This window comes from Mycobacterium sp. MUNTM1 (assembly GCF_054660795.1).
On sequence record NZ_BAAGDE010000042.1, the window covers coordinates 43827 to 56068 of the forward strand.

Below are 12242 nucleotides of genomic sequence, written 5' to 3' on the forward strand. Positions count from 1 at the left end.
ACATCACTCCTATTGGCCCCCCGATCCCCTGCTCCGGCGGGGGTTTTGGGTGCCCGGCGCGCCCCCCCGGGGCCCCCCCCCACCACATGACCGCGGCCCTGCTCAAGGCGGCGGTCTTGTTGAGGGCACTGAGGTGGTTGAGCGCGAAGTCCAGCGGCGCCGACAACGCACTCAACCTGGACAGAGGCGCCGTTATCGACAACAGGGACGCGTCGAAGGTGGCCATTGGGGAGGACGACAACGCATCGAGCGCTTCGGAGATAGTCGAAATCACTTGACAGCCAGTCGCTATGACCTCCGGTGCCACCGTCAAGCGCCAGTTGCGGGACGGTTCGCGGGACCCCGGACGATGGCGCGAGTTCTCGCAAAGGTCGGTGGACGGCGGGGGCGAATCGAACGGCGTCAGCCTCCAGATGCCGGCAGAGGCGCGGGCATAGGCATACATCGCGGCGGCGTCTTGCGCCCACATCCTTTCGTAGTCGGCGTCGGCGTCCGCGATGGCCGCACTGCTCTGGCCCAGGCGGTTCGTCGCGGCCAGCAAGATTCGCCGCAGCCGGTTGGCATCGATCACATGGGGCGCCACCACCGCCGCAAGCGTCAGACCGTAGGCGCCGGCGGCCTCCATGGCCTGGATTGCCGTCTGCCGGGCCCGTGCAGCGGTCGCGTCGAGCCACGCGACATAGGCTGCGAAGGCGTGGATTATCGCCGTTGGCGAGGCACTTCCGTTAACCGATTCCAGCGTAAACATCGCCGCCCGATAGGTCCGTGCCATGTCGCTGAGCTGGTCGCCCAGCACACCCCAAGCCTTGGCGGCGTCCATCATCGAGCCGGCGCCGGGGCCTGAATGCATCCGCCGGGAATTGCTTTCCGGCGGTAGCCTACCGAAATCCGTCACTGACCCCAGCTCAACGGCGGGCGAATTATGCTGCAAAATCAGGCTTTTCTCTTAGGGAGTGACGGAGATCGGTTCGACTGTCGTGTTGTCGTGTGGTCGCGGATTATGGTGCGGCGGTCGGCATTCAATCGCTCAGCCGCCTTTGGCGCCGGGTCCGGCCGACGCATCGAGTTGTCGTGGGCAATACGCCTTCGCCGATATCGTCGCGAACTGGGCGGCGCCGTTGGTGGTCAGTGCGGGGTTGTTGTCCCGCAGATCGTTGAGGAGTTGCAGGCCGGACACCCCCCGAGCGAGCAAGCCGCAGACCGCTTTCCCGGCGCTCACGGCTTGGCCAGGGTCCTGAAAGCTGATGCCCACCGTATGGAGGTCGGCGATGAAGACTTCGTTGTTGTCGTCACCGGCCGCCTCATCCTCGCCTGGTACGGCGTGCGCGGGCACCGCGGCAACGATCGCCAGCAAGACACCGACAAGCGCTGACAGCAGTTTCATGCATCCTCCTTCGATGCGTCCGTTGATGGTGGTTTCTTCCGGGTGTGGTCTGCAGCGCCGCGAAAGCCGTTGCACTACCCCAGCTTCGATTCGGGCGGACCGACCGCGACCCCCTCGCCCTCGGTCACATGCACGGCGTGTACGCCGGGTGTTGTTCTGAGTTTGGCGACCAGGTCATCGAGGCCGGCCTCGTCGACGTTCCAGTGCTGCACCTGATCGGGCATCTCCTGGAGTTGGGCGATGACGCGGTCCAGCTTGACCGGCCCGCTGCGGCGCTGGCCGGTGATTGCACGGGCCTCGATGCCGGTCGAGCTGACGACCCGCGCCGCGGGGCTGCCGAGGGCGCCGCCGGCCAGACCGCCCAGGGTCGCCTCGTTGACGAGGTCACCAGGGCAACCTGCGGCAGCAGCCGCTGCGAGGCTGGTGGTCGGCAGCGCGCTGGAGGCCAGCCTGATCGCCGGGGCGGCGGTGGCCCAGCCCGGCGGAACCGACAATTTGCCGACAGTCGGGGCGTCGCCCAACACCGCCGATACGGGCTTGACCGGGACGGCCGCGGCAACACGCCCCGGAGACGCCAGACCGGCGCCCAGTGACGTTTTCGCCATCGCGGCGCTCCACGGCGCGTAGATGAAGAAGTTCTTCCACTGCGAGACGCCAAGGCCCGTACTGGCATTGACGACGTTGGTCCACGTCGCCTGCGTGCCGAATTGCGAAATGGTCGAATACAACGTCTCCCAGAAGGGTGCGATCTCGGTGCTCCCCGTGGCCCCACCGATCAAGTTCTGCCAAAACTTGGTGTACTGGCCGGCGAGCGAGGTGATGTAGTCCTCGATCTGTTTGAGCCACGACGACAATGACTGGGACTCCGACGCGGCGACCGCGGCGGCCTGGGCCGCCGAACCGGAGTCGTTGGTCGTCGCCGGTGCGTCCTGGAACGGCGTCAACTCGCCGGCAGACTCCGACGCGCTGGCGTACCCGAACATCGCCGCGACATCCTGGGCCCACATCTGGCTGTACTCGGCTTCGGTCGCGGCAATCGCCGCGCCGTTTTGGCCCAGGACATTGGTTTGCAACAGCGCGGCCAGCCGGCTGCGGTTCGCCGCGACATCCGCTGGCGGCACGGCGGACGCCAACGCGGCCTCGTAGGCGCCGGCGGCGGCGCGGGCCTGGGTGGCGGTCTCCCCCGCCTGCTCCGCGGTGGACGATAGCCACGCCACATATGGCGCCGCCGCGGCGGTCATCGCCTCGGACGCCTGGCCCTGCCACGACTCGCCGGCCAGTTCCGCAATCACCGATCCGTACGATGCGGCCGTGGAGTGCAATTCGGCAGCCAGCCCGTCCCAGGCCGCGGCGGCGCCCAGCAGCGGCGCCGCGCCCGGGCCGGTATAGATCTGGGTGGAGATCACTTCCGGTGGCAGCGCTGCGAAATCCCCGAAAACCATTGCGGCACCCTCTCTTATTTCGCGTTCGGCGGGATCACGATGACGGTCGATGTGGTGGCGATGTCGTCGGCTGCCACAGCCCCGGGCACGCGAACGGTCGAGCGTGTGACCGTGCGAGTGGCGGTCGCGCCGGCCGCCCGCCCGGCCAAACTCGACATGGCGGTCGGGCCGAACATCCCTTGTTGACCGTTCACCGCCAATGCGGGAGCGGCGTCCAGCATGGTCTCCGGCAGCTCGGCGGCCACCGTCCTGATTGCCGGGACCGCCGAGGCCCAGTTCGCCGGGACCGACAACGACCCCACCAGGCCGGCGCGGCCGGCCGTCGCCGAAACCGTCCCGGCACCCGACAGCGCTGTCGAGCCGGTCAGCAGATCGCTATGCAGCAGTGGCGCCAAAACGCCGAGAAGCGGTTTCGGGTGAAGCAGTGGACCAATGCCTTGGATCCCGGTACCCAGACTCGGGATGCTGATGGCGATCTGGTACCAGTTCTTCATCAGGTTCCCCAGGCCCAGCGGCGTGTACGGTCCGGAGACAACTCCCATGACGCTGTTGAACGTCTTCAGAATTCCGGTGATATCCGTCAGGCTCAGCGGTAGCGCGGCGTCCGCCGTTACCGCACCGGCGTTGGCGGCGAGGCTTTGCGCCGCTACCGGGGCTTGCAAAACCGACTGTGACAGAGTCGATTCGACGCCCGAGACCGTCGCCGACTGTAGCGCGGATGTGACCGCGGCCTGCTGGCCCGCCACCGCGTCGTCGTCGGCGGTCGTCGGCGGCGCGCTGAACGGGGTGAGGCGGGTCGCGGCCGCCGAGGAACCGGCATAGGCATGCATCGCGGCGGCGTCCTGGGCCCACATCTCGGAGTACTGGGCCTCGGTGGCCGCGATCGCTGGAGTGTTCTGGCCCAGAAAGTTGGTCGCAAGCAGCGACCCCAACAGCACCCGGTTGGCCACGATCACCGGCGGCGGAACGGTGGCCGCGAACACGGCTTCATAGGCCGCCGCCGCCGCCGTGGCTTGGACGGCCGCCTGTTCTGCGTGCACCGCGGTGCCGTCCAGCCACTCGATGTAGGGCGCCGCCGCGGCGGCCATCGCCGCCGACGACGGCCCATGCCAGACGGTTCTCAACTCCGCGATCGCCGAAGCGTAAGACGCTGCGGCCGAATGTAATTCGGCGGCTAGTCCATGCCAGGCGGCCGCGGCCGCCAGCAGCGGCGCCGACCCCGGCCCCGAGTAAACCCTGCCGGAGTTGATCTCCGGCGGCAACAACCCGAAATCCATGCCTTCCTCCGCCTCTGGTTGTGTCACCAACGCCGCCCCGCGCCCGCTGTTCCGCCGACCTCGGATGCGAGTTTGCTGGGCGGCGGGCATCTGCTCGTGTAGACGAGACACTAGCCAGCGATGACCGAAACGCCTTCCGGCAAAATCCGCCGGGATCGGCGACGGCGCGGCGTTGCGATGCAAGGGCCGCGAGTCGGCGGTGCGGCGGGCAGGACGCCGATAAACGTCTCTACCTCGCGCAAATCAGACAGGACGACGCGGTGAATAAGCGATGACCCCCCAGAAAAGGAATGCCCGAGTCGCAATCGGTGAATAAAAATCTCGCCATCCAAAATTGATTTGGCGGCCGATGCTCTTAGCCAGAAATTCGCCGCGGCCGGCGGTCCGCCTGCTCGTTCGGACGAGGCCTCAGTGCAGCTATCGCGAAAAACGCGCGGTGACGCGCCCGTTCGCCGTCGACACGGTTGATACGTTCACGACTCATATCCTCTTCAAAGAAGGTATGCAACCGCTATGAATTTGCCACCGAAGAGCTCGCACCACGAAGGTCTGCCATAAAATCCCGATTTCGCGCATCGACTCGCGGGTCGCGCACCCATAAATAGGCTAGCGGTTGAACAACTCATATCCAACGTAAAGAAATGAACTAATTATCAGACGCTTGTACGCGGGGCCGTGAAACGGCGGGGCAGCGACGCTCCGGGCACGGCCACGCGCATCAAAACTTCCGGCCGGCGGTCCATGCGAGCGGGTGCACCGGCGGCCCCCAACGCTCCGCCGCGGCTTTGCCAGAGGCGGTCGCGGCTAAGCGTCCTCCAGCAGATCCGGCGTGACCGCCGACTCGGTGTCCGGAATGCCCTCGACCTTCGCCTTGCGATCGGCCATCGACAGCAGCCGCCGAATACGGCCCGCCACAGCATCTTTCGTCATCGGCGGGTCGGCGAGCCGGCCGAGCTCCTCCAGCGACGCCTGCCGGTGCTCGACGCGCAGCTTGCCGGCCGAGGCCAAATGGTCGGGGACGGTATCGCCCAGGATCTCCAGCGCCCGCTCCACCCGGGCGGCGGCCGCGACCGCGGCCCGCGCCGAGCGGCGCAGGTTGGCGTCGTCGAAGTTGGCGAGCCGGTTGGCCGTGGCCCGGACCTCGCGCCGCATCCGGCGCTCCTCCCACACCAGCCGCGTGTCCTGGGCGCCCATCCGGGTCAGCAGCGCGCCGATCGCCTCGCCGTCGCGCACCACCACCCGGTCGGCGCCACGCACCTCGCGGGCCTTCGCACTGACACCGAGCCGGCGTGCCGCACCCACCAACGCGAGCGCCGCCTCCGGGCCGGGGCAGCTGACTTCCAGCGCCGACGAGCGCCCCGGCTCGGTCAGCGACCCGTGCGCCAGGAAGGCCCCCCGCCAGGCGGCCTCGGCGTCGCCGACGCTGCCGCCCACCACCTGGGCCGGCAGGCCGCGCACCGGGCGGCCGCGGTTGTCGAGCAGGCCCGTCTGGCGCGCCAGCGCCTCCCCGTCGTTGGCCACCCGCAACACGTACCGGGTGCTCTTGCGAATCCCGCTGGCCGACAACACATGTACGACGGCGTTGTAGCCGTAGAGCTCGAAAATGTCCTTGCGCAACCGCCGCGCGACGTTGCCCAGGTCCACCTCGGCCTCGACCACCACGCGGCCGCCGACGATGTGCAGCCCGCCGGCGAACCTCAGCAGCGACGTGACCTCCGCCCGGCGCGCGCTGACCGATTTCACGATGAGGCGGCTCAGTTCGTCTTTGACTTCGGTCGTCATCGCCACGCGTCGTCACCCCTCGTATCGCTGTCGACCCGAATATCCGCGGTGGCCGTGACCGACGTCGATCCCGGAGCCTTGTGGGCCGCCCGGACCCCGTCCAAGGCCGCCGCGAGCTTGCCTGGATCATGTAAAGGTGTACCAGGTCTGGCCACGTCGGCGAAGTGGACCTCTGCCGAAAGCAGTGTGGCGGTACGGCGCAGTTGATCGCGTTCGCGCTCGCTGGGCACCCGTTCGGCGTCGATGATGATGTCGTGCACGCTGAAGTCCGGGGCGTGCTGGGCCAGCACGTGCAGGTGGCGCTCGACGGAGAATCCGGCTGTCTCCCCCGGCTCGGCCACCAGATTGAGCACCAGGGCGCGCCGCGCGGTGGTGGCCCGCAGCGCTGCCGCCAGCCCGGGCACCAGCACGTGCGGGATCACGCTGGTGAACCACGAGCCCGGACCCAGCACCACCAGATCGGCGGCCATGATGGCGTCCACGGCCTGCCGGGTCGCCGGGGGGTTGTCCGGCAGCAACCGGACGCGGCGCACCTTGCCCGGTGTGGTCGCGATCGCCACCTGGCCGCGGATCAGCCGGAACATCCGCGGGTCGCCCTCCAGACCGGAGACGTCGGCCTCGATCTGCAGCGCGATCGGGCACATCGGCAGTACCCGGCCCTTGACGCCGAGGATGCGTCCCAGCTCGTCGAGCGCGGCCACCGGGTCGGCCAGCACCTCGGACAGCCCCGCCAGCATCAGGTTGCCGATCGGATGCCCGGCCAGCGCGCCGCTGCCACCGAACCGGTGCTGCAGGATGGTCGCCCACAGGCGTCCGTGCGGACTGTCAGATGCCAAGGCCGCCAATGCCATTCGCAGATCACCCGGCGGCACCACGTCCAGTTCGCTGCGCAGCCGGCCGGAAGAACCGCCGTCGTCGGCAACCGTCACCACCGCGGTGACGTGGGGGGTCAGCCGGCGGGCCGCCGACAGCGTCGCGTAGAGGCCGTGCCCGCCGCCCAGCGCGACGATGCCCCGGTTCATCGGCTCGGTCATTCGCGGCCCAGATCCCGGTGCAACACCCGCACCGACAGTTGCGCTTCACCCTTCTGGGCGTTGAGCAACTGCATCAATGCCTCCGCGATCGCGACGCTGCGATGCTTGCCGCCCGTGCAGCCGATGGCGACCGTCATATAGCGCTTGCCCTCCCGGCGGTAGCCGTCGACGACCAGAGACAGCAATCGATGGTAGGCGTCCAGGAACTCTGCCGCGCCCGGCTGGCTCAACACGTAATCCCGCACCGCGGGGTCCTGCCCGGTTCGGGGGCGCAATTCGTCGACCCAGTGCGGGTTCGGCAGGAACCGCACGTCCATCACCATGTCGGCGTCCATCGGCAGGCCGTACTTGAAGCCGAAGGACTCGACCGTGACGCTGGTGGTCGCGCTGGCGACGCCGGCGAAGGCACGCTCGATGGTCTCGCGCAAGCCGCGCACCGACAGCGTCGACGTGTCGATGATCAGGTCCGCGGTGGCGCGAACGGATGCCAGCATCCGGCGCTCGGCGGCGATGCCCTCGGCCAGGGTCTGATCGCCCTGCAGTGGGTGACTGCGCCGGTTCTGTTCGTAACGGCGCACCAACATGTCATCCGATGCTTCCATGAAGACCACGCGCGGGGCGATGTTTCGGGTCGCCAGCTCGGTGCGCACCGAATCGAGGTCGCCGGTGAAGCCGCGCGACCGCACGTCCATCACCACCGCGAGCTGGGTGATCCGCGAGCCGGCGGCCAGACCGAAATCCACCATGCGGGTGATCAGCTGAGGGGGCAGATTGTCGGCCACATACCAGCCGAGGTCTTCGAGTACCTTGGCTGCGGTACCCCGCCCGGCGCCGGACAATCCGGTCACCAGCACGACGTCGATACCGGCCGGGGCATCCACCGAGTGACCGCCCGCGAATTCACCTTGGCCCGTCACCGGGCGGCCTCGGACTGATCGGGTCGTAGCGCCTCGAGGACGGCGGTGGCGGTTGCCACCCCGATGCCGGGGACGGCGGTGATCTGGTCGACGGTGGCCTCCTTGAGGCGGGCTATCGATCCGAAATGGCTTACCAGTGCCTTGCGGCGATGTTCTCCCAATCCTGGCACCGAATCCAGCACCGATGCCGTCATTCGCTTGGATCGCTTGCTGCGATGGTAGGTGATCGCGAACCGATGCGCTTCGTCACGGACGCGTTGCAGCAGATAAAGTCCCTCGCTGTTGCGCGGCATGATGACGGGGTCGGGCTCCGACGGCACCCACACCTCTTCCAGCCGCTTGGCCAGGCCGATCACCGCGACGTCGGTGATGCCGAGCTCCTCGAGCACCGCGCTGGCCGCGTTGACTTGCGGCGCACCGCCGTCGACGACGTACAAGTTCGGCGGGTAGGCGAACCGGCGAGACTTCCCTTCCGGCGAAAGCATATTCGGGTCGTTTTGTTCGCTCAGGTGCCGCGCGAAGCGGCGCCGGGTCACCTCGGCGATGGAGGCGACGTCGTCGGAGCGCCCCTGTCCCGCGGCTTCCCGGATGCTGAAGTGCCGGTAGTCCGACTTGCGCGGCAGGCCGTCCTCGAACACCACCAGCGAGCCCACCACGTCGGTGCCCTGGACATGGCTGATGTCCACGCATTCGATGCGCAGCGGCGCGTCGGGCAGGCCGAGGGCCTCCTGGATGTTCTGCAGCGCAGCGGATCTGGCGTTGAAGTCGCCGGCGCGCCTCAGTTTGTGTTGCTGCAGCGCCTCTTTCGCGTTGCGCTGCACGGTTTCGGCCAGCGCGCGTTTGTCGCCGCGCTGCGGCACCCGCAGCGCCACCCGGGAGCCACGCAAGCCGGACAGCCAACTGGTCAACTCGCCGGCATTGGACGGCAGGCAGGGCACCAGCACCTCGCGCGGCACCGGGTTCACCGATTCGTCTGCGGCGCCACCCAATTCGGCCTGCTCACCGTAGAACTGGGTGAGGAACTGCTCGACCAGCTGTTCCTCACCGGAATCGCCGGGGTCGGCGGACTTTTCGACGATCCAGCCGCGCTGGCCGCGGACCCGGCCGCCGCGGACGTGGAACACCTGGACCGCGGCCTCGAGCTCGTCGTCGGCGAATGCCACAACATCGGCGTCGGTGCCGTCGCCCAGGACGACGGCCTGCTTCTCCATCGCCCGCTTCACCGCACCGAGGTCGTCGCGCAGCCGCGCAGCCCGCTCGAAATCGAGCTGCTCGGCCGCGGCGTTCATCCGCTGCTCCAGCTCCCGGGCGAACCGGTCGGTCTTGCCGGACAGGAAGTCGCAGAAGTCGTCCACGATCTGTCGGTGCTGCTCCGCACTGACCCTGCCGATGCACGGCGCCGAACATTTGTCGATGTAACCGAGCAGACAGGGGCGGTCGATCTGCTTGTGCCGCTTGAACACTCCCGCCGAGCAGGTGCGAGCCGGAAACACCCGGGTGAGCAGGTCCAGCGTTTCCCGGATGGCCCACGCGTGCGAGTAAGGCCCGAAATACCGCACCCCTTTGCGGCGGGGGCCGCGATAGACCATCAGCCGTGGGAACTCCTCGTTGAGGGTCACCGCCAGCACCGGGTAGGTCTTGTCGTCGCGGTAGCGGACGTTGAACCGCGGGTCGAATTCCTTGATCCAGTTGTATTCGAGCTGCAGCGCCTCGACTTCGGTGTTGACCACCGTCCACTCGACCTTGGCCGCCGTGGTCACCATCTGCCGGGTTCGCGGGTGCAGGCTGGAGATGTCGGCGAAGTATGACGTCAGCCGGCTGCGCAGGCTCTTGGCCTTACCGACGTAGATGACTCGCCCGTACGGATCCCGGAATCGGTAGACGCCGGGCTCGACCGGGATGGACCCGGGCGCGGGGCGGTAGGTGGCGGGATCGGGCACAGATCCAGGCTAGTAGCCGCCGGCGTCGTGCCGAGAAAGGCGGGGCGCGTGCGGGTGCCGGTCTAGTGTGGTGCCTATCGGTCGCCACGACGTTTGAGGGGGATTACCGTCGAGTCCTCGCTAGCCTGGTTGCTGCAGCCCCTCGGTGTCGACACCTTCCTCGACGAGATCTGGGCGAGCCGGCACCACCACGTCCAGCGCCGCCTCCCGGGCTACTTCGACCGGCTGCTGCCCGGGCCCTCGGCCGTCGACGAACTCCTCGAACATGTGCAGCCGGAACCGTCGGCCGTGCGGCTGGTCAGGGGCGGCGAGGACAAGGATCCGGCGGCCTACCGCCGCCCCGACGGCGGCCTGGACCCGGCCCGGGCGCGCGCCGGCCTGGCCGAGGGCTACACGATCGTCGTGAATGGGGTGGAACGCTATCTGCGCACGATCGCGTCGTTGTCCCATTCGATCGAGGTCGAGTTGGACTTCCCGACCCGGGTGAACGCCTACGTCACGCCCCCGGAGTCGACCGGCTTTGCCCCGCACTACGACCCGCATGACGTGCTGGTCCTGCAGATCCAGGGATCCAAGACGTGGCATGTGTCAGACGGACCCGCCGTCCCGCCGCACGAGATCCAGCGGCGCCGGGGCGTGGGAACGGACGGGCTCACATCGTCGACCGACGTGTGTCTGCGACCCGGCGATGTGTTGTATTTGCCGCGCGGCCAAGTGCATTCGGCCGAAACGCGCGCCGAGCCGTCCGTCCATCTGACGATCGGGCTCCATGCGCCGACCGTGCTCACGCTCCTGACGCACGAGCTGTACGCGCTGAGTCTGCGCGACCCGCGCGTGCACGCCCGCTTATCGCCACGGCACCACCATGACCCAGCCGCCCGCGCCGGCCTCGGCGACGTCGTGCGCGACGCCCTGCGCGCCCTCGAGGATCCCGAACTCCTCACCGAAAGCCTCGACGCGCTGGCCGACGTCCTGGTCCGGCGGGGCCGATGCCCTCCGGTCGGGCGGGTGAGCGACACCGTCGGGGTTGACGGACAAACCCTGGTCGCGAAGTACGAACCGCTCTATGCGCGGGTGGCGCACGTGGACGGCCGCGTCGTCCTGCAGTTCGCGCAGCTGTCGGTGGGCGCCGGCGCCGACCATGAGGCTGCGATGCTGTTCCTCGCCCACAGCACCGAGCCGTTTCGGGTCGGTGACCTGCCCGGGCTGAGCCCGGCGCAGCAGACCGGGCTGGCGCAGACGCTGCTCCTGAACGGGTTCTTGGTCCGGCTGTCCAAAAGCTGACAATTAGCTTCGCATCTCCGGTGAAAGCACCGATTTCTATCCGCATTTGCGGATACTTTCGAGGTAGGCGTTAGCACATGCGGGTCGCGGTCCGCGCGTCCGAAGCCTCCGCCGAGATCGCGACGTCGCATCGCTGCACACGCTGAAAACCACTGAGAGACCGGGCTACAGCGGTTCGTCGGGAGGAGCGCAAGATGGCAGCACGGGCGCACGCGGCCGGTCGACGATGACGATGCCGATCTGGGGCGCCTTCCCGCCGGAAGTGCATTCCGCGGCGCTGTCCAGCGGCCCGGGGCCCGGATCCTTGCTGGCCGCGGAGCAGGCGTGGCAGGCGTTGAGCGCCGAATACGACACGGCGGCCCAGGAACTCGGCGACTTGTTGGCGGCGGTGCAGGCCGGGACGTGGCAGGGCCCCAGCGCGGAGGCGTACGTGGCCGCCCACGTCCCGTATCTGGCATGGCTTTTGCAGAACAGCGCCAACAGTTCGGCAGCGGCCTTGGAAGCCGACACCGTGGCCGCGGCCTACACCGCCGCGCTGTCTGCCATGCCGACGCTGGAAGAGCTGGAAGCCAACCACGCCACTTTCGCCCAACTGGTGGCGACGAATTTCCTTGGCGTCAACACGATTCCGATCGCACTCAACGAAATGGACTACCTGCGGATGTGGCTGCAGGCGGCCACCACAATGGCGATCTATGAAGCGGTGTCCGAGACCGCGCAGACGTGGGTGCCGCCGACCGCCCCGCCCCCGCCGATCCAATTGGCCAACCCGCCCAATCAAGACGCGGGCGGTGGGGCGGATCAGCTGAGCTGGTGGGTGACTCGGGTGCAGGAAGTCGCCCAGGAACTGAACGCGGACCTGAGCCAGTCCGGAGGATCCAACCCGTCCTCGGTCCTCAACAGCCTGATGACCGACCCGCTGCTCGCCGCCAAGGTTCCACACTGGGCGGGCGAGGCGCTCTACACGTTCCCCACTACCCAGGTGCCGCAATTGGCGCAGCTCTCCGTCGGCCTGATCGCCCCCTTTATCCCCGTCGCCGGTGCTGCGGGCCTGGCGGGGCTGGCCGGACTGGCGGGCGTGGCACAACCCGCCCCTGCCATGCCGGGCGCGGTGGCCGCCCCGGCTCCCTCGCACACCGGAGCGCCCGTCGCGATGGCACCCGGTCTCGGTACACCCGCACC

At 68.3% G+C, this 12242-nt stretch carries 10 protein-coding genes; 2 read left to right on the forward strand and 8 right to left on the reverse strand.

Features of this window, described 5'->3' with window-relative positions; all coding sequences use genetic code 11:
* The 8 genes from ACYQ8K_RS21370 to uvrC form a co-directional block, all read right to left on the reverse strand.
* Positions 1-850: PPE family protein (locus tag ACYQ8K_RS21370; protein WP_459972132.1), on the reverse strand; the 850-nt coding region annotated here is incomplete at its 3' end.
* Between the two features lie 177 nt (positions 851-1027).
* Complete coding sequence (locus tag ACYQ8K_RS21375; protein WP_459972134.1) at positions 1028-1384, reverse strand: DUF732 domain-containing protein; 357 nt, start codon at positions 1382-1384, stop codon at positions 1028-1030.
* A gap of 74 nt (positions 1385-1458) precedes the next feature.
* Positions 1459-2826, reverse strand: a complete 1368-nt coding sequence (locus ACYQ8K_RS21380; protein ID WP_459972136.1) for a PPE family protein — start codon at positions 2824-2826, stop codon at positions 1459-1461.
* 14 nt (positions 2827-2840) lie between these two features.
* On the reverse strand, positions 2841-4103 hold the full coding sequence (locus ACYQ8K_RS21385; protein WP_459972152.1) for a PPE family protein: 1263 nt from the start codon (positions 4101-4103) through the stop codon (positions 2841-2843).
* Positions 4104-4907: 804 nt separating this feature from the next.
* Positions 4908-5885: a DNA-binding protein WhiA gene (gene whiA / locus ACYQ8K_RS21390; RefSeq protein WP_040631623.1), complete on the reverse strand. Its 978-nt coding sequence runs from the start codon at positions 5883-5885 to the stop codon at positions 4908-4910.
* Positions 5882-6907, reverse strand: coding sequence for a uridine diphosphate-N-acetylglucosamine-binding protein YvcK (gene yvcK, locus ACYQ8K_RS21395; RefSeq protein ID WP_459972154.1), 1026 nt, complete (start codon positions 6905-6907; stop codon positions 5882-5884). Before yvcK ends, whiA begins: the two co-directional genes overlap by 4 nt.
* A gap of 8 nt (positions 6908-6915) precedes the next feature.
* A complete protein-coding gene (gene rapZ, locus ACYQ8K_RS21400) occupies positions 6916-7836 on the reverse strand; it encodes an RNase adapter RapZ (RefSeq protein ID WP_459972137.1) in 921 nt (306 codons plus the stop codon).
* A complete protein-coding gene (uvrC, locus tag ACYQ8K_RS21405) occupies positions 7833-9776 on the reverse strand; it encodes an excinuclease ABC subunit UvrC (RefSeq protein ID WP_459972139.1) in 1944 nt (647 codons plus the stop codon). The genes rapZ and uvrC overlap by 4 nt, the downstream gene beginning before the upstream one ends.
* 102 nt (positions 9777-9878) lie before the next feature.
* Here uvrC and ACYQ8K_RS21410 point away from each other — a divergent pair, with 102 nt between their 5' ends.
* Together ACYQ8K_RS21410 and ACYQ8K_RS21415 are read left to right on the forward strand one after the other, a co-directional pair.
* A complete protein-coding gene (locus ACYQ8K_RS21410; RefSeq protein ID WP_459972156.1) occupies positions 9879-11060 on the forward strand; it encodes a cupin domain-containing protein in 1182 nt (393 codons plus the stop codon).
* Positions 11061-11286: 226 nt separating this feature from the next.
* Positions 11287-12242 (forward strand): PPE family protein (locus ACYQ8K_RS21415; protein ID WP_459972141.1); only part of this gene is annotated, 956 nt, incomplete at its 3' end.